Below are 16,909 nucleotides of genomic sequence, written 5' to 3'. Positions count from 1 at the left end.
CCGTCACGCTACTGGGGACGCCGGACGGAAACTTGTCCAAAGCTGCTCAGTGGGCGGTCGGTTCGCGGGCGCGTCCATGCCATCGTGAAACACGTCGGCACGTCTGTGGCCGTCGCTTCCTTCGCTTCCTTGCGGTACTGCCGTGGCGACCGGCCGACGATGTCGCGGAAGGTGCGGCTGAACGTTCCCGGGCTGCCGAAGCCGACCTGGAAGCAGATGTCCGTCACGCTGCGGTCGGTGTCCCGCAGCAGGGACATCGCCCGCTCGATGCGGCGGCGCTGCAGGTAGCGGTGCGGCGTCTCGCCGAACGTGGCGCGGAAGGTGCGCGTGAAGTGTGCCTGCGACACATGGGCGATCCGGGCCAGGGCGGGGACGTCCAGCGGCTGCGCGTAGGAGCGGTCCATCGCGTCCCGTGCCCGGAGCATGCGGCGGTTGGTCTCTTCGGCGGCCCGGCTCACAGTGCCCCAGCAAACCAGCTCTGCCCCGGCCGCTCCAGAGGCGCCCGGCAGGAGAGGAGGGAGGGAGCACTCCTGCCGAGTGCTCCCTCCCTCCACCGCTTCCCGCCACCGTCAGCTGCCCTCCATCAGGGCGTGCCGAGAGGCGTCAGTGCCGCGGGCCCTGCTTCCGGTCGCGCCAGGCCTCGCCCTTCGCGCCGCGCTCGCCCTTGGCGTCGTCGAACTCGATCTGCTCCTTGCGCACCGTGTCGGAGATCTCCTGGGTCTCGGTGACCTTCTCGGTCTCCAGGCGGACGCGCTCGACCGGCACGGTCTCCTTGCGGGTCACCGCCTTCTCGGCGTGCAGAGTCACCTCGGTCTCCGCCTCACCGATGTCGGCACGCACGCGGTCGCCCTCGCGGATGGGCTCGCGTACGACGCGCACCTCCTCGTGGGAGAGGGGGACGGAGGTCTTCACGTCCTCGGTGACGACCACCTTGCGCAGGCGGGCCTGCCCGACCTCCTGCTCCTCCGTCCCGACATGCAGCCGCTCCTCGGAGCGCACCATTTCGTCCTTGCTGTCGTCGCCCGCGGCGGAGCGGGTCGCGAACTCACGCGCGCCCGCCTTCTGGCCGTCGCCGGCGCCCATGCCGGCGCCCGCTCCGGCCATGCCCGCGGTTCCGGCCATGCCCGCGGTCCCGGCACGGTCACGACCACCTGCCGCCGGGGCGGTACGCGTCTGGGCGCCGCCGGGCCGGGTGAGCCCGTAGTGGGTGTAGAGGTCCTGCTCCTCGCCGGGCTCGAGGTGCTGGTCGGCGTCCACGCGCGGCGCCTCCTTCACGGCCTCCTTCGTGGCTGCCACGTGCAGCTGGTCCTCCTGGCGGCGTGCTCCGGTGAGCGGCACGAAGCTCTGCTTCATGCCGAAGAGACCGGTCTTGACGGTCACCCACTCGGGACGCCCGGTTCGGTCGTCGAGATACACCTGCTCGACGCTGCCGATCTTCTCGCCGGTCCGGTCGTAGGCCGTCAGGCCCGCGAGCCCGTCAGCGCTGGTGAAGGCCTCGCCCTGAGCCATGGGTGATCACTCCCTCGTGGCGCGCGACGGGCAGAATCGAATCTCGCCACGGACGTCGCACGCGTCCCCTCCATCGCGCGCCACACAGGTGCGTGACGCAACCAGGAGAGTCACCGAGGGTGCACGGACAGCTCCACGGGAGCCCTTCGGCGGGTTGTTTGCGGCGATCGGGACGATCCGGTCCACCGCCCCGCCGACTAGCCCATCCGGGTGAGCCGGCGACCGGCTAGGGAAGGGCCGCCCGCACGAGGACCTGTTCCGTCTCCGAGGGGAAGAAGTTGGTGATCCCCTGCATCAGGCGCAGCGCGGTGGCCACGCGCTGGGGGAGGGGGCGGGGCAGCCCCGCCGGGGTGAGGCCTGCCGCGCACGGCTGGGTCCGTGCCCGGTCCAGCTCGTGCTGGGCGCGCTGGACCTCGCCGTTGTGGATGTGGATCAGAGCGCGCCGGACGCTGCCCGACGCCTGCTCCGAGACGCTCAGGAGCGCGGTGATGCCGGAAGTGGCGGGGGCGGGTCCTGCGGCCGGCCGGGGCAGGGCCGTCGCGGGTCCCGCGAGGGTGGATTCGCGCGCTGCCAGCCGGAGGTGGGTGCTTGCCTGGTCCAGGATTTTGACGATCGCACACAACCGTCCCGTGTCGAACGAGGCCATGGGATGACTCCTCTTCGATGCCGCGTGGGCGAACACGTACGCGAGTAGTTTGTCCTTCAGGCGTATCACCGGTGTGTGCCTGATCCGAACCCCTGCGGGGGGAGCGCACGCGGCGCGCAGGGAAGGGCACACGCGGGCACACGGACCCGGATTTCCGCCCGGGGGCGCACGACTCGGGGCTGCGTGTCAGCTCGTGTGCACGGGCACCGGGGCGCGGGCCATCTCCACCGTGAACTGAGCTCCGGCCAGCAGCGCCAGGTTGGACATCCAGAGCCACACCAGGAAGACCACCACGCCCGCGAGCGAGCCGTACAGCTTGCCGTAGGAGCCGAACCCCGAGGCGTACAGGGTGAACAGGCCCGAGGACAGGAGCCACAGCAGCGCGGCCAGCAGTCCGCCGGGCAGGCTGTGGCGCCAACCGCGTGCGGAGGGCGGCGCGTTGCGGAAGAGCACGTGGACGAGCAGGACCACCAGGCAGACCAGCGCGGGCCACCTCATGACGCTCCACACGGTCTGCCCCGCGTCGCCGACCCCCGCGCGCCGCCCGACGGCCTGGACGAGCGAGCCGCTCAGGACGAGCACGACCGCACTGGCGGCCAGCAGTGCGAGCAGCGCAAGGGCGGTCATCAGCACACGGTGCGCCTTGCGCCACACGGGCCGCGTGTCCTTCACGCCGTGCATCGCGTGCAGCGCCCGCCGGAAGACCGCCGCGTAACTGGAGGCGGACCACAGCGCGCTGACACCGCCGCCGACCACGACCGTCACGGCGGCGGAACGTGCGCCGGCCATCTCGGTGAGCACGTCGTTCAAGGCGCTGCCCGACTGTGCGGGTGCCCAGTCGGTGACCTCGGCGATCAGTGTCTGGGTCGTGCCGGGGCTCACCAGGCTGATCAGGCTGACCGTGACAAGGAGCGCGGGCAGCAGGGCGAGAATCGCGTAGTACGTCAGCGCCGCGGCCCAGTCCGACACGTCGTCGTTCCACATCGCCACCGGGGTGCGGCGCAGCGCGGCGCCCCGCCGTCCCCACGGGGACGGGGAACCGGCCCGCCCGGCAGGGGCGGGAATCGTGCCGGATCCGTCCGAGACGCGGGCGGACGCCGCATGCGCAGGCGTCGCGGAACTGTCCATGGCGTACTCCTCGTTGTCTGTCGCCGGCGGCCTACCGCGCCGCCATCCCCGCTCCACCCTTGGACGCCGGTCGCCCGTGTCCGTTACGCGGAGGCGGGCGGCACACAATCTTCCCCTGCCCCCGCTTGTCGGCCGCAGCCGCCCCAGGTGTGCGTATTACCGTTCGGTGACATCGCGGACAGGCCTGTGACGTGGGCGAGGGCAACGGGTTCGGGGTGTCGCGGGTCGTACGTGGCGTGGGAGCAACAGGCAGGCTGTGCTTCCGAGAACGGGGAGTTGACGATCATGAGTGTTCGCATGAGCCGAGGACTGTGTGCACTGGGGGCCGCTGTGGCCGTGGCGGGTGTGGTCGCCGGTACGGGTCCGGCGGCCGCCGCCGACTCGCCCCGGTTCCTGGCTCCGGCCGAACTGCCGCCGCACGCGACGTCGGCGTGGAGTGCGGGACCGGTGACCGCGGGGCAGCCCGACCCGCTGCCGATGTGTGTGGGGGAGGCGCTGCCGTCGATCTCCGTGCACCGCGCCTACCGCACGGACTACGACACCGGCGCCCTTCAAGTGACGGTGGTCGAGCGGAGCGAGCAGCGCGCCAAGGACTTCGCGGCCCTGCTGCGCAAGGACCTCGCAGGCTGCGCGGCGAAGGTGATGGAGCAGGATCCCGAGATCACCGCGACGCAGAAGTACTACGGAAAGCTGAACGTCGAGGAAGGCGCCCACGTCTACGGTGTCCACACCGAGGCCACGTGGGGAGCATCCGACATCAACATGTTCTCGGTCGGCCGGGACGGGAACACGGTGACGCTGGTCCAGTGGGGCCAGATGGGCAACTTCGCCCACGCGCAGGTGGCCGACTTCAAGACCACGACCATCAAGGCCGTCGCGAAGCTGTACTGACGGTGCGTGTGTGCGGTCGGCACCGAAGCGTCACCGGTGCCGACCGCATCGACCGCATCGACCGCATCGGGCGCATCGGGCGGACCTCAGCGCGGGGTGAGGACGCAGAACTCGTTGCCTTCGGGGTCGGCCAGGACCGTCCACGGCACATCGCCCTGACCGAGGTCGACGTCGACGGCGCCCAGAGTCCGTAGCCGGGCCACCTCCGCCTCGTGATCGTCACCGGCGTACGGGCGGAGGTCGAGGTGGATGCGGTTCTTCACCGTCTTCGCGTCGGGAGAGCGGAGGAACTCCAGATACGGGCCGACGCCCTGGGCGGAGCGCAGCGCCGCACGGTCGTCGGTCACCTCGTGCACGGTCCAGTCCATCGCCTCGCCCCAGAACCGGGCCATGGCGCGCGGATCCACACAGTCGACCACCACCGCGGCCACCGGCCCGGTGTCGCGATAGATCTCCCGCGGCTCAAGGACGCAGAACTCGTTGCCCTCCGGGTCCGCAAGGACGGTCCAGGGAACATCGCCCTGGCCCACGTCCGCGGGCTTCGCCCCCAGACCCTTGAGGCGCGCGACCAACTCCGCCTGATGGGCGTCGGAGGTGCTGGCCAGGTCGATGTGCACACGGTTCTTCACGGTCTTGGGCTCCGGCACGCGAAGGACGTCCAGGAAGAGGGCGGTGGGGTCGGGATAGCCGAGGCCCGCCGGTTCGATGTTGGTCACGCCGGGGCCCTCGCTGGAAACGCCCCAGCCGAGCACCTCGGCCCAGAACCCGCCGAGGGCGGAGTCGTCCCGAGCGTTCATTGCGATTTGAACAAGCCGTGTCGCCATGCCGTCGATCTTATGCGCGCGTGGGCGGCTCGCCTCAACTGGGCCGACAAGACGCCCGGTTGAGGGGCGAAAGGGTGATGAGCCGCAGCCTCCGCCAGGGGTGTGCCGCCTCGCGGCCTTCGCCCGGGTTCGGACCCCCTACTTCCAGCCAGACTAAGGTTAGGCTAACCTGCACGCCGTGAGATCAGGTGAACGCGCAGGTAGCGCCACACGTCCGCGCGGTCACGAATTGTCCGCCGAGCACATGACGGTGTCGTACGACGGTGTTGATGTCGTCCACGACGCTGCCATCCAGCTCAGGCCCGGCGAAGTGACCGCTCTCGTCGGCCCCAACGGGAGCGGCAAGTCGACGCTTCTGCGTACCGTCGCCCGCCTGCAGGGCGCCCGGCGCGGCACGCTGACCCTCGATTCCGGCACGGCCGATGCCGCCGACGGCTTCGACCTCACCGCCCGCCAGTTCGCCCGTCGCGTCGCGCTCCTGACCCAAGGACGCCCCACGCCCGGCGGCCTGAGCGTCCGTGACGTCGTCGAGTTCGGCCGCTATCCCTACCGGGGCCGCTGGGGCCAGGCGGATGTCGGGGGCGCCGCCGTGGTGGAGCGCGTGCTCACCCTGACCGGCGTGGACAACCTCGCCGACCGCGCCGTCGACCAGCTCTCCGGCGGACAGTTGCAGCGGGTGTGGCTCGCCAGCTGTCTCGCCCAGGAGACCGGCGTGCTCCTCCTCGACGAGCCGACCACCTACCTCGACCTGCGCTACCAGATCGAACTCCTCGACCTGATGCGTGACCTCGCGGACGACGGCGGCATCGCGGTCGGCGTCGTCCTGCACGACCTCGACCAGGCGGCCGCCGTCGCCGACCGGATCGCCCTCCTCGACGCCGGGCGCATCGTCGCCGACGGCGCCCCCGCGGACGTACTGCTCCCGGAGCGCCTCTCCGAGACCTACGGCATCCGCATCGAGGTCGACACAGACCCCCTCACCGGCCGGCTGCGCACCCGCGCGATAGGCCGCCACCACAGCAGAAGCGAAAGGCTCCACACCTCCTCATGAGACGCCCCCTCATCGCCGCGGCGGCCGCCACCGCCGTTGCCCTCATCCTGTCCGGTTGTGGCACGTCCGAGCCCGAGAAGGCCAGTTCGGACAAGAAGTCCGAACCGATCACCCTCACCGACGCAGGCGGCGCGTCGGTGAAGCTCGACGGCCCGGCCAAGAAGGTCGTCGGAACCGAGTGGAACGTCGTCGAATCCATGGTCACGCTCGGCGTGGACCCCGTCGGTGTCGCCGACGTCAAGGGATACAAGGCGTGGGACTCCGCGGTTCCGCTGAAGAACGACCCCAAGGACATCGGCACCCGCGGCGAGCCGAGCATGGACACCCTCGCCGGGCTCACCCCTGACCTCATCGTCACCACGACCGACATGTCGGCCTCCGCGGTGAAGCAGATGAAGAAGGTGGCCCCCGTCCTCCAGGTCAAGGCCGCCGACGGCGCCGACCAGGTGGGCCAGATGTTCGACACCCTGGACGTCATCGCCAAGGCCACCGGCACGACCAGCGAGGCCAAGAAGGCCAAGGAGTCGTACGAGGCGAAGGTCGCCGAAGGCAAGAAGGCGCTGAAGGAGGCCGAGCTCGACGGCTCGAAGGTCGCCTTCGCCGACGGCTACGCCGCCTCCAACCAGGTCTCCATACGCGGATACACCAGCAACTCCCTCCTCGGCGCAGTCAACGAGGACCTCGGCCTCAAGAACGACTGGAAGATCAAGGGCGACAAGGACTACGGGCTGGCCACCACCGACGTCGAGGGCCTCACGGCGCTCGGTGACGACGTGAAGTTCGTCTACCTCGGCAACAAGAGCGACGGCAGCTCCGACGTGTTCACCGACGAGCTCGCCGACAACTCCGTCTGGAAGTCGCTGCCGTTCGTCAAGGACGACGAGGTCCACCGCCTGCCCGACGGCATCTGGATGTTCGGCGGCCCCGAGGCGATGGAGGCGTACATCGACGCCCTCGTCGACAGCCTGAAGAAGTAGGAGACCGTGGCCGTCACCGCAACGCCCTCAACCACGCCCGAGCGCGCGGTCGCGTCCCCCACGGGCGCGGTCGCGGTGACGGCCGGTCTCATCCTTCTGGTCGCCGTCCTGGCCGTCGTCGACATCACGCAAGGCACCGCGTCCGTCGGCCCCGGCCAGGTGTGGAGAGCCCTCACCGGCCAGGCCGAGCAGGGCGACTCCTCCGTCGTCATCGCCTCGCGCCTGCCGCGCATGGTCGCCGGGATACTCGTCGGCGTCGCGCTCGGCGCGGCCGGCGCCGCCCTCCAGGCCATCAGCCGCAACGTGCTCGCCGCACCGGACACCCTCGCCGTCAACGCCGGTTCGTACCTCGCGCTGACCCTCCTGGTCGCCAGCGGTGCGACGGCTCCGCTGCTCGCCTCGTCGGGCGTGGCGTTCGTCGGCGGCCTCGCCGCTGCCGCCGTCGTCCTCGTCCTCGCGGGACGGAGTGCCGGAACGGTGCGCCTCGTCCTGGCGGGCAGCGCGCTCGCCCTCGGGCTCAACGCCATCACCGAGGCGTTGCTCCTGCTGTACCCCGAACGGACCGAGGGCCTCTACAAGTGGGGCCAGGGGAGCATCAGCCAGAACGGATTCGACGGTGTGGCCCAGATGGCGCCCGTCATCGCGGCCGCGCTCGCGGGCCTCCTGCTGATCGCCCGCCGCATCGACGCCCTGGCCCTGGGCGACGACGCCGCGCGCGGCCTCGGCATCCCGGTGCGCGGCACCCGCGTCACGGCCGTCGTCCTCGCGTCGCTGCTGGCCGCCGGAACGGTGACGCTGGCCGGGCCGATCGCCTTCGTGGGCCTGTGCGCTCCGGCTCTGGTGCGCCCGCTCGCCGGCCGCGTCCGTGCCCTCCTGCGCCACCGGACCCGCATCCCCGTCGCGGGTCTCGTGGGCGCCGCCCTCGTGCTCGGTTCCGACGTACTGCTGCGCGCCGTGACGTCGTCCCAGACCGCGGTCACCGTGCCCACAGGCGTCATCACCAGCGTCGTCGGCGCCGTGTTCCTCGTCGTCATGGCGATGCGCACCCGCGACGGCGCCGGTGCGGCAGCGCCGGACCGGCTGCGCATCCCGAGCCGGACCGCGTACGTCGTCACCGTGGTGCTCCTCGTGGGCGTGCTGGTCGGCGTCACGATCACCGCGGTGCTCGTCGGCGACAGCACGTTCCTGCTCGGCGACGTGGCCAACTGGGTCCGGGGCCAGTCGGGCCAAGCCATCACCTTCGTCCTCGACACCCGTGTGCCACGGGTGCTCGCCGCGCTCCTCGCGGGTGCCGCGCTCGCGCTGTCCGGCACCCTCGTGCAGTCCGTGACCCGCAATCCGCTCGCGGAACCCGGTGTCCTCGGCGTCTCCGGGGGAGCGGCGCTCGGCGCCATCCTCCTTGTCACCACGGCACCGGGCTCCGGATCGTGGAGCATCGCGGGCGCGGCATTCGCCGGTGCCGCGGTCAGCGCCGTGGTCGTCTTCGGACTCGCGGCCAAGGGCGGCTTCCAGAACAGCAGGCTCGTCCTCGTCGGCTTCGGTGTGTCCACCGGGACGATGGCGCTCATCAGCCTCCTGATCGTGCTCACCGACCGGTTCAGCGCGACCAAGGCACTGATCTGGCTCTCGGGTTCCACGTACGGCCGGTCCGGCACCGACCTCCTGCCGGTCGCGGGCGTGCTGGTGGTGGCGACCGTCATCGCCGTCGCGCGCCGCAAGGAACTCGACCTCGTGTCGCTCGACGAGGACACCCCCCGGCTCCTGGGCCTGGACCTGGCTCGCGGACGCCTCGGCTTCCTCATCGTGAGCGTGCTGCTCAGCGCCACCGCGGTGGCCGCGGCGGGCACGATCGGCTTCGTGGGACTCGTGGCACCGCACGCGGCACGCGCACTCGTGGGACGACGGCACGTACGCGTCGTCCCGGCCGCGATGCTGCTCGGCGCGATCCTGGTCTGCCTCGCGGACCTGCTGGGCCGGACGGTCATCGCCCCGGCGCAACTGGGCGCGGGACTCATGACGGCGGTCGTAGGGACGCCCTACTTCGTGTACCTGCTGGTGCGCAGCCGCCGCTAGCGGGCGGCGGCCGCGTGCCTCGCTACGACGCCAGGGCTCCGCGCTGCCTGAGCAGCGGCAGGACATGATCCCTGACCGCGGGGGCGAGCCGAACATCCCGCTCCTGCCCCGATATCCACCGCAGGGCGGACAGCTCGGCGGCGGGTTCGGGAACCTGGCCGATGCGCGCCTCGAAGACCGACAGCCTCATGGGTGTTCGCTCAAGGGCGGCCATGGCCTCGACATCGGCCAGGAACCGAGGCTCCAGGGGCTCCACCCCGAGCTCTTCGTCCAATTCACGGACCAGGGTCTCCAGCGGTGCCTCATCCGCATCGGGCTTTCCGCCCGGCAGATAGAAGACGGTGGGAGCCGCCTGCTTGCTGACGACCAGCAGGCGCCCCTCCTGAACGATCGCGGCTGCCACCACGGCCAGAGGGCCTGCGCTGTCGATGCTGGGGGCGCCTGTTTCGCTGTCGCGTGTCATGCGGATCATCTTCCCGCACCCCATCGGCGACCAGCGGCGCCGTCCAGCGCTGAGGCACGCGGCGGCCCCGCCGCGACGGGGGGACGCGGCGGGGCTCAATAGAGCGGGTGCCCCGGAAAACGCCTCTCACGCATCCGACTTCCGATGCGATTCGCCGGAGCAGCGGCACCAGAGACTTGACCGGCCGTCAGCGTGAAGCACCTCGAAGGGCCACCATGGGGATCACCGCGAGGGCCAGGGTTCCCGCGGCGATCGCCAGAAGCGGATAGCCGCCGCCCGCCACCACCAGGCCCGAGGCCATGCCACCCGTCGCACCCGCCAAGGACATGCCCACGTCGGCCAAGCCCTGCACCGAGGCACGGCGGTCGGCCGGGGCGGCATCGGTGATCAAGGCGGTGCCGCTGACCAGCGCAAGGTTCCAGCCCAGGCCGAGCAGCACCAGCGCACAGGCCAGCAGCGGCATGCTGTCCGGCGGGGCGAGGCCGGCGAGTACGCCCGCGCCCAGCAGGACGGCACCGGAAGCTGCCGCCACGGGCAGTCTGCCGACCCGGTCGGCGAGCAGACCGCTCAGTGGCGAGGGCAGGAACATCGCGCCCACGTGCAGGGCGATGACGAACCCCGCGGCCTGCGTGCTGTGGCCGTGCCCGGTCATGTGCAGAGGAGTCATCGTCATCACGGCGATCATGACCAGCTGGGCGGTGATCATCACGGTGGCGCCGGTGACGACCCCGGGGGAGAAGCGTTCCGACGCCCGGGGTGTCGGCGAGGTGCCCATGGCATCCGGCACCGGCCCCTGGGTGCCCGCGACGTTCTGCGGCTGCTGGAGACGGGCCAGGAACAACGGGTCAGGACGCAGCCACACCAACAGCACAAGACCCGCGGCCGTGTAGGCGAGTGCAGCGAGCAGGAAGGGCCCGGCAAGACGCGGGATGCCCCAGGCGTGTGCGAGCGCACCGGTGGGTCCCACGAGGTTGGGTCCCGCGACCGCGCCCAGCGTCGTGGCGAGCAGCACCGTGCCGGTGGCGCGACCTCGCCGCTCGGGCGGGGCGAGGTCGGCGCCCGCGTACCGGGCGAGCAGCCCGGTGGCCGTACCCACCCCGTACACGAAGAGCGAGACCAGCAGCAGCCCTGCCCACTGGCCCGCGGCCGCCGCCACGACTCCGATACTGCCGAGCGCGGCGATGCCGTGCCCCAGCGCCAGGCCGGGGCGCCGCCCGTGGCGTTGAGAGACCCGCCCGATGAACGCGGCTCCCAGGGCCGCGCCCGCGGTGAACAGGGCGGTCGGCAGCCCGGCCAGACCCGTGGAACCGAGCAGATCCTCGGCGAGCAGCGCGCCGACCGTGATGCCGGCCGCCATGCCCGCGCCGCCGAGTGCCTGCGAGAGGACGAGCACGGACAACACGCGCCGCAGCACGTGGGGCGACGCCTCTTCTGCGGTTCGCGTGACGGTGGTGGTCATGCCGTTCCCCGCACCGGAGCCTTCCCGTCGACGGCGATGTCGGCGATCTGAGCGAGGGACAGGTCCAGCACGTCGTGCAGGAACCGTACGACCGTCCAGTGCGGCAGGGCGTCCTCGTCGAACGGTCCGAACGCGGCGGTGTAGAGGGGAATCCACCGCAGGGCCTCCTCGGCGGCCGTCTCGCGCCCCGGGGCTGCTTGGTAGGCGTCGTACGAGATGCTGCGGTGGTGGATGAAGTGGCCGCCGGGCAGCCGTTGTTCGCACAGGTCGCGGTACTCGCGGGTCTGCAGGATGAGGTAGTGCCAGATCTCGTCGATGTCCTGCTCGACGGGGAGGAAGAGGCCACCGAGCCGGTCGGGGTGGCGCGAGACCAGGTAGAGATAGCGCAGGCACTCGCGGACCTGGTGGGTGACGACGGAGGCGGCCGGAGCGCCGGGCTTCGCCGCGAAATGGGCCACCACCTCGTCGTGCAGAGCGCTGCCGAGCAGTTCGTGGGCGGTGGGGGCTGTTTCCGCGCTGGCCTCGGAGGAAGCGGGGGCGGCGGTTGTGTGCATGGCGTCGTCCTGTCGGCAGAGGCGCAGCGGCGGGGCGACCGGCTGCGCCTGGGCGGGGCAACGGGCCGCGTACGCCAGGGAGTCGGTGCTACGGCGGCGTTGCTGCGGGCGGGAGTCGGGCAGTTGGTGGTCGGGAGGGAGTCAGGAAGGGTCGGGCGTGGACAGCCAGGCGTACTTGCCCGAGCGTCCGATCGGTACGTGTGCGCGGTGCTCGACGCGGCAGGAGCGGCCCGTCAGGACGCCGACGGATGCCGCGAGCTCGCTCTCCTCGGCGGGCGTCAGCGGCACGTCGTCGAAGGTCGTGCACCACAGCAGGCACTGGTCCTTGCCGGTCAGCCGCAGCTGGTGCAGGAAGACGCGGGGACAGACGGCGGCGATGCGGGCATCCAGGTCGGCCTGGGCGACGGGCCGCCGCCGGGTGTGGGCAGCAGTTCCTTCTCGCGGCCGCAGAAGGAGACGATCTCCTTCGGGTCCGTGCTGCCGTCGCGGGTGCGGACGCAGTCGCCGGACCGGTAGCGCACGAGCGGCATGTAGGGATTGCGGATGCTGGTGACGATGAGGCTGTGGATGCCGCTGCCCGGTTCCACCGGGATCAACTCCACGCTCATGTCGTGCAGATAGGGCTGATAGCGGCCTTCGGCGTCGCTGTAGAAGAGGTAACCCAGTTCCGTGCTGCCGAAGAGGTCGACCACGGGGCAGTCGAAGTGGGCGCGCAGGTAGGCGCGGACGTTCAACGGCGTGTATTCGTAGGCATGCACGATGCCGGCCGGTCGCGGAAAACCGTCCCACAGGTCCCACTCGGTGACTCTGCGGACGAGATGCGCCAGGTGATATCCGGAGCAGTCCAGGAGATACGTGCCGTCGGGGTGCGCGGCGGCGACCTCACGGATCTCGGCGAGCATCCGCTCGACCTCCGGACGATCCCAACCGGCCGGGTCCAACTGCCGGTTGAGGTACAGGGTGCGGTCGTCGAGCCATCGTTCGCCCGGAGTCGCGCCCGGCTTGGCGGCGTTGACGCGCGCGACGTGTTCGGTGGCGAGGACGGTGGTCAGGGAGATGCGCTTGGCCCCTGCGTGCCAGGCGGCGCCGAGGTCGGGGTGTTCGCTCCACAGGCGGTAGTAGGAGCGGAGCAGGAAGTACGGCGGCCGGATGATCTGCATGCGGGCGTGGTTGGTCCCGGTCGAGAGCACGAACTCGGCCTCGCCCGTCTCCAGAGCCCTGGCCAGCTCGGGTGTCATCCAGTTGTCGGGGAAGCCCCGGGCGATGTCCGGCTTCTCCAGGACCGGGAACTCGCCGCGCTCGGCTGAGGCGCGGTAGAGGGGGATGTCGCGTACGCGGTCCAGGACGTCGGCGCTCGGCAGGCGGTTCAAGGCGGCTCCGGTGCAGGCGGGGGGTGGGGGAGCGGGGTCGGGGCCGCCGCCGCGAAGGGTGCGGCGGCGGCCCCGCGGCATCAGCGGCTCAGGAGATACAGCCGGTCTTGCCGGTGGCGCTGATGCAGCCGCTCTTGGGCGCCGAGCTGATGCAGCCGTCCTTCGAGCCCTGCCCGGAGCCCGGCTGGGCCGAGTTGGTGGCGACCCACTTCTGCCACACGGACTCCTCGGTCATGCGCTTGATGAGCTGCTCCATGGTGAAACCTCCATTGATGATTGGTATTGAGCAATAACTGCCGGATCGATGGGCTTATTGGCTTTCGTCCCATCCCCTTGAAGGTAAAGAGATGGTCAAGGGAAAGTCAATGGGAGTGGACTGGATGGCTGAACCGCATGCCGAAGCCCGGTTGTTGCCCGCATCCAGGTGCGCCCGCGGTCACGCGGGCATGCCAAGGGGGCCCATCGCGGGCCGCGCACCGTCTGCCGCCGGGGCGGGCGGCAGACGGCGATCAGAGGGGGACGCCCGGCTTCAGTGCCGTGCAGGAGCCTGCGCGGTGGAACTCTCGGTGCCGGAACCGGAACCGGAACTGGAAGCGGCCATCGGGGACGTCTTCATCCGCACGGCTTCCGTGTCGCTGTCGTTGTGCCGCAGGGCCCAGTTCTCCAGCGTCGTACGGCAGGCGTGGTCCAGATGGCGCACCGCGGTCAGGTCCAGCTCGATGGGCCGGTCCTTGGGCAGGGCCTCCAGGGTCTCCAGGATGCGCGGCAGCCGAAGGAACGTGGCGTTGCCGGTGAGGGTGACCACCATGCGGCCGCCGGTCAACTCCCGTACGTCCAGGTGGACATGGGAGGTGTCCCAGGCGGACTTGACCACCGCGAGCACCAGGCCGAGCACGACGCCCTCGAACATGTTGGTCACCACGATGGCGATCGCGGTGGTGGCCAGGACCAGGGCCTCGCCCCGGTGGGCGCGGGCGAGCGGCACGATTTCCTTGACGGGGATCAGCTTGCAGCCCGCGTGGACCAGGACACCGGCGAGCGCCGCCAGCGGGATGATGCCGAGCGCGGCCGGAAGCAGCACGGCGAACAGCAGCAGCCACGCGCCGTGCAGGACACGGGAGAGCGGCGTACGCGCGCCGGCCGCGACGTTGGCCGAGCTGCGCACGATGACCGCGGTCATGGGCAGAGCGCCCAGCACACCGCACACCGTGTTGCCGATGCCCTGGGCGACCAGCTCCTTGTCGTACTGCGTGCGCGGACCGTCGTGCATGCGGTCCACCGCGGCCGCGCTGAACAGTGATTCGGCCGAGGCGATGAGGGTGAAGGCCAGGACCGTGCCGAGTACGGCCACGCTGCCCAGAGCGGCGAGGTCGCCGAAGCCCGGCGGCTGGATGGCGTCGACCAGGCCGCGCACCGTCACGTTGGCCACGTCCAGGCTCAGCCCGGCGGAGACCGCGGTGGCCAGCGCGACGGCGGCCAGCGGGGCGGGCACCACGCGCACGGCCGCGGGCAGCTTCGGCCACAGCACGAGCACGGCGATGGTGCCAAGACCCAGGGCAGCGGCGGTCAGTGAGGCGGTGTCACCCAGCACGTCGGCGAGCAGCCCGGGAAGCCCGGCTATCTTGTCGAGCCCGGAGCGTGGCTGCTCGGCCCCGGCCATGGTGTACAGCTGGCCGAGGATCAGGACGAGTCCGATGCCCGCGAGCATGCCCTGCACGACGGACACGGAGATGGCGCGGAACCAGCGGCCGCAGCGCAGCAGGCCCAGGATGATCTGGAGGGCGCCGGTGAGCAGCACGATGGCGCCGAGCATGCCGAGCCCGAACTCCTGTACCGCCTCGAAGACGAGCACGGTGAGTCCGGCGGCGGGCCCGCTCACCTGGAGGGCGCTGCCCGGCAGGAAACCGACGACCAGACCGCCGACGATGCCGGTGACCAGGCCCAGTTCGGCGGGCACACCCGAGGCGACGGCCACGCCGACGCACAGCGGCAGGGCGACCAGGAAGACGACGAGCGAGGCGAGGAAGTCCTGGCGCAGGACGCCCGGTTCACGCAGTGGGCGGAAGGGGGAGCGGAGGGAGGAGAGGAAGGAGGACATGAGGGTGGGGGGTCCTGTCGTGGGAGCGGTCCGGTCGGTGGGGCGCGGCGGCTCTCACAGCGGACCGAACGCCGGCCGGTCGTCGGGCGACGGGCGATGGGCGGTGATGGTGCCGGTGTGCACCTCGTAGTACCAGGCGTGCAGGGTGAGCGAGCCGTCCTCGATCCGCTCTCTCACGCATGGGTACGCGCGCAACCTCTCCACCTGCGCGAGCACGTGTGTCTGCACGGCCTCGGCCACGTCGGCGGAGGCCGGGACGAGAGAGCGCACGGCGGCGTCCGGGGCGACGGAGTGGTCCAGCCAGTCGCGCACGGCCGGTACGGCCGACAGGTCTTCGCCCCGCACCAGGGCGCCCACCGCGCCGCAGTGCGAGTGTCCGCAGACGACGATGTCGCGGACTCCGAGCACGCACACCGCGTACTCGATGGTGGCCGCCTCGCTCCCGGGGCGGGCTTCCCGGCCGGCTTCGTTGCCGGAGGGGTAGGGCGGTACGACGTTGCCCGCCGTACGGAGTTCGAAGAGTTCGCCGGGGCGTGCTCCGGTGATCAGGGCCGGTACGACGCGCGAGTCGGAGCACGTGACGAACAGGGCTTCGGGCGATTGCCCGGCCCCCAGGGCCTGGAAGGCCGCGGCGTTTTGAGGGGCCGCGACGTGTGTCGCGGCGAAGGAACGGGCGTTGTCGATCAGGGACTTCATGATGGCCTGCCTCCTGCGTCGCTGCGGCGGAGCCGGGACGCGGTGTGGTCGGGTCGATGGTGACAGTGAGGCGGCGCGGGCCGCTGAGTGACAGCGGGTTCCACGTCGCCCCGGGAGACAGCCTGTACTTCGGCTGTGACTCTCACTTTGCCATCGCATTAACCTCTGATGACAGAGCAAAAATCTGCCAAAGATTGAGTAATAAACGCCCCTGAACTGGGAGTTGGTCGAACTCTCAACCGTTGGGCAAGGTTCATGTGGAGATCATGTGGAGTCCGCGCGGCCATTCCGTTCGCACGCGCTTGCAGTCGCGACGACTTGGCTGCGCCGTCCGCGCTCTGTCCGCCGTCGCCGATCCGGCTGACGGCGCACTGTTCTTACGTACTGCTCGTCCCTAATTGGTCCGGTATGCCCGGAGGAAAGTCCGCACTCCCTCGACGACGAGTGGCTGAACACGGGTGTCCTCCGCCGCGTTCGCGGAACCGAGCCTGTCCAGCGCGACGCCGAAGGCCAGCGCGATGAACTGGTCGGCCGCGAGTCGAGGGTCGGGTACGTCGAGCAGCCCTGCGGCGCCCAGGGCGGCGAACCGCTCGGCGATCGCCTCGTCGGGAGTGTCGGCCATGGAGTTGTAGCCCCGGTGCGGCAGGTGGCCGGACTCCGCAAGGACCAGTCGCTGCAGCGTTGCGTACTCCGCCGAGCCGAGCATGTCGGTCGCGATGCGCATCGAGAACGTGACCAGGGCGTCCTCGAGTTCGGCGGCTTCGGTGAGGTCGCTGAGGGTGTCGTCGAGGGTGCGCCGGATCGTGGTGATCAGTGACTGGCCGACACCGTCGACGACCGCTTGCAGCAGCGTCTGCTTGTCGCCGAAGTAGTCGTAGACCGTCCGCTTGGACACCTCCGCCCGGGCGGCGACCGCGTCGACGCTGGACCGGTCGAAGCCGTCGGCGAGGAACAGTTCCCGGGCCGCCGAGAGGATGGCGGCCCGCTTTTGCGCGGACCCCTCGCGCAGTGTCTTCGTGGTCGGTGTCTTCGTGGTCGGCATGGCCACATCTTAACCGTCCTACACTGTACGGTGTAGTGTAATCTCTGGTTCATGGCGTGCCGTCCCCATGCACCCGCTCCTCCGGACGGAGCTGTGCAGACGTCATCTCGGTTGCCGCTTCACCGAGT

Annotated in this window: 16 protein-coding genes and 1 pseudogene; 4 read left to right on the top strand and 13 right to left on the bottom strand. The window is 70.8% G+C overall.

Going from position 1 to position 16,909, the window contains the following annotated elements:
• Positions 1–8: 8 nt before the first annotated feature.
• From M4V62_RS02455 to M4V62_RS02440, 4 genes are all read right to left on the bottom strand, one after another.
• Positions 9–458, bottom strand: coding sequence for a helix-turn-helix domain-containing protein (locus M4V62_RS02455; protein WP_249585525.1), 450 nt, complete (start codon positions 456–458; stop codon positions 9–11).
• Positions 459–603: 145 nt separating this feature from the next.
• Positions 604–1,509, bottom strand: coding sequence for a DUF2382 domain-containing protein (locus tag M4V62_RS02450; protein ID WP_249585524.1), 906 nt, complete (start codon positions 1,507–1,509; stop codon positions 604–606).
• Positions 1,510–1,735: 226 nt separating this feature from the next.
• Positions 1,736–2,155, bottom strand: coding sequence for a hypothetical protein (locus M4V62_RS02445; protein ID WP_249585523.1), 420 nt, complete (start codon positions 2,153–2,155; stop codon positions 1,736–1,738).
• 186 nt (positions 2,156–2,341) lie between these two features.
• Positions 2,342–3,283, bottom strand: coding sequence for a YihY/virulence factor BrkB family protein (locus M4V62_RS02440; RefSeq protein ID WP_249585522.1), 942 nt, complete (start codon positions 3,281–3,283; stop codon positions 2,342–2,344).
• Positions 3,284–3,580: 297 nt separating this feature from the next.
• Here M4V62_RS02440 and M4V62_RS02435 point away from each other — a divergent pair, with 297 nt between their 5' ends.
• Positions 3,581–4,174, top strand: coding sequence for a hypothetical protein (locus M4V62_RS02435; RefSeq protein WP_249585521.1), 594 nt, complete (start codon positions 3,581–3,583; stop codon positions 4,172–4,174).
• Between the two features lie 86 nt (positions 4,175–4,260).
• On the opposite strand, the gene M4V62_RS02430 is transcribed toward M4V62_RS02435, so the two are convergent.
• The gene (locus M4V62_RS02430; RefSeq protein WP_249585520.1) at positions 4,261–4,998 is read right to left on the bottom strand and encodes a VOC family protein; all 738 of its coding nucleotides are present in this window, start codon (positions 4,996–4,998) and stop codon (positions 4,261–4,263) included.
• Between the two features lie 244 nt (positions 4,999–5,242).
• Here M4V62_RS02430 and M4V62_RS02425 point away from each other — a divergent pair, with 244 nt between their 5' ends.
• From M4V62_RS02425 to M4V62_RS02415, 3 genes are read left to right on the top strand one after another with little or no spacing between them, the layout of a single operon-like run.
• Positions 5,243–6,049 (top strand): ABC transporter ATP-binding protein, encoded by an 807-nt coding sequence (locus M4V62_RS02425; protein ID WP_425575268.1) that lies wholly within the window; start codon positions 5,243–5,245, stop codon positions 6,047–6,049.
• Positions 6,046–7,026, top strand: coding sequence for an ABC transporter substrate-binding protein (locus M4V62_RS02420; RefSeq protein WP_249585518.1), 981 nt, complete (start codon positions 6,046–6,048; stop codon positions 7,024–7,026). The genes M4V62_RS02425 and M4V62_RS02420 overlap by 4 nt, the downstream gene beginning before the upstream one ends.
• Before the next feature lie 6 nt (positions 7,027–7,032).
• Complete coding sequence (locus M4V62_RS02415) at positions 7,033–9,099, top strand: iron ABC transporter permease (protein ID WP_249585517.1); 2,067 nt, start codon at positions 7,033–7,035, stop codon at positions 9,097–9,099.
• A 22-nt stretch (positions 9,100–9,121) separates the two neighbouring features.
• Here the strand turns inward: M4V62_RS02415 and M4V62_RS02410 are convergent, their stop codons facing one another.
• From M4V62_RS02410 to M4V62_RS02375, 8 genes and pseudogenes are all read right to left on the bottom strand, one after another.
• A complete protein-coding gene (locus M4V62_RS02410) occupies positions 9,122–9,562 on the bottom strand; it encodes an NUDIX hydrolase (RefSeq protein ID WP_249585516.1) in 441 nt (146 codons plus the stop codon).
• Between the two features lie 187 nt (positions 9,563–9,749).
• Positions 9,750–11,021 carry an MFS transporter gene (locus M4V62_RS02405; protein WP_249585515.1) on the bottom strand — a complete coding sequence of 424 codons (1,272 nt, stop codon included), beginning with the start codon at positions 11,019–11,021 and terminating at the stop codon, positions 9,750–9,752.
• Positions 11,018–11,575: a glycine-rich domain-containing protein gene (locus M4V62_RS02400; protein WP_249585514.1), complete on the bottom strand. Its 558-nt coding sequence runs from the start codon at positions 11,573–11,575 to the stop codon at positions 11,018–11,020. The genes M4V62_RS02405 and M4V62_RS02400 overlap by 4 nt, the downstream gene beginning before the upstream one ends.
• A gap of 141 nt (positions 11,576–11,716) precedes the next feature.
• A pseudogene (locus M4V62_RS02395) lies at positions 11,717–12,945 on the bottom strand (phenylacetate--CoA ligase family protein).
• A gap of 88 nt (positions 12,946–13,033) precedes the next feature.
• Positions 13,034–13,201, bottom strand: coding sequence for a hypothetical protein (locus tag M4V62_RS02390; RefSeq protein WP_249585513.1), 168 nt, complete (start codon positions 13,199–13,201; stop codon positions 13,034–13,036).
• Between the two features lie 273 nt (positions 13,202–13,474).
• Positions 13,475–15,043 (bottom strand): SulP family inorganic anion transporter, encoded by a 1,569-nt coding sequence (locus M4V62_RS02385; protein ID WP_249585512.1) that lies wholly within the window; start codon positions 15,041–15,043, stop codon positions 13,475–13,477.
• Positions 15,044–15,097: 54 nt separating this feature from the next.
• On the bottom strand, positions 15,098–15,739 hold the full coding sequence (locus M4V62_RS02380) for a carbonic anhydrase (protein ID WP_249585511.1): 642 nt from the start codon (positions 15,737–15,739) through the stop codon (positions 15,098–15,100).
• A 394-nt stretch (positions 15,740–16,133) separates the two neighbouring features.
• Complete coding sequence (locus M4V62_RS02375) at positions 16,134–16,781, bottom strand: TetR/AcrR family transcriptional regulator (protein ID WP_249585510.1); 648 nt, start codon at positions 16,779–16,781, stop codon at positions 16,134–16,136.
• Positions 16,782–16,909: the final 128 nt, after the last annotated feature.

Origin of the sequence: Streptomyces durmitorensis (assembly GCF_023498005.1) — a bacterium.
In the GTDB taxonomy this organism is placed as follows: domain Bacteria; phylum Actinomycetota; class Actinomycetes; order Streptomycetales; family Streptomycetaceae; genus Streptomyces; species Streptomyces durmitorensis.
Note: the sequence above shows the minus strand (reverse complement) of the source record. Positions and strands in the feature narration are given on the sequence as shown.

Excerpts from the sequence above, each read along its gene's own strand:
- M4V62_RS02380 (WP_249585511.1), bottom strand. The coding sequence starts at position 15,739 with ATGAAGTCCCTGATCGACAACGCCCGTTCCTTCGCCGCGACACACGTC.
- M4V62_RS02440 (WP_249585522.1), bottom strand. The coding sequence starts at position 3,283 with ATGGACAGTTCCGCGACGCCTGCGCATGCGGCGTCCGCCCGCGTCTCG.
- M4V62_RS02390 (WP_249585513.1), bottom strand. The coding sequence starts at position 13,201 with ATGGAGCAGCTCATCAAGCGCATGACCGAGGAGTCCGTGTGGCAGAAG.
- M4V62_RS02435 (WP_249585521.1), top strand. The coding sequence starts at position 3,581 with ATGAGCCGAGGACTGTGTGCACTGGGGGCCGCTGTGGCCGTGGCGGGT.
- M4V62_RS02410 (WP_249585516.1), bottom strand. The coding sequence starts at position 9,562 with ATGACACGCGACAGCGAAACAGGCGCCCCCAGCATCGACAGCGCAGGC.
- M4V62_RS02445 (WP_249585523.1), bottom strand. The coding sequence starts at position 2,155 with ATGGCCTCGTTCGACACGGGACGGTTGTGTGCGATCGTCAAAATCCTG.
- M4V62_RS02385 (WP_249585512.1), bottom strand. The coding sequence starts at position 15,043 with ATGTCCTCCTTCCTCTCCTCCCTCCGCTCCCCCTTCCGCCCACTGCGT.
- M4V62_RS02405 (WP_249585515.1), bottom strand. The coding sequence starts at position 11,021 with ATGACCACCACCGTCACGCGAACCGCAGAAGAGGCGTCGCCCCACGTG.
- M4V62_RS02430 (WP_249585520.1), bottom strand. The coding sequence starts at position 4,998 with ATGGCGACACGGCTTGTTCAAATCGCAATGAACGCTCGGGACGACTCC.
- M4V62_RS02420 (WP_249585518.1), top strand. The coding sequence starts at position 6,046 with ATGAGACGCCCCCTCATCGCCGCGGCGGCCGCCACCGCCGTTGCCCTC.
- M4V62_RS02375 (WP_249585510.1), bottom strand. The coding sequence starts at position 16,781 with ATGCCGACCACGAAGACACCGACCACGAAGACACTGCGCGAGGGGTCC.
- M4V62_RS02400 (WP_249585514.1), bottom strand. The coding sequence starts at position 11,575 with ATGCACACAACCGCCGCCCCCGCTTCCTCCGAGGCCAGCGCGGAAACA.
- M4V62_RS02425 (WP_425575268.1), top strand. The coding sequence starts at position 5,243 with ATGACGGTGTCGTACGACGGTGTTGATGTCGTCCACGACGCTGCCATC.
- M4V62_RS02450 (WP_249585524.1), bottom strand. The coding sequence starts at position 1,509 with ATGGCTCAGGGCGAGGCCTTCACCAGCGCTGACGGGCTCGCGGGCCTG.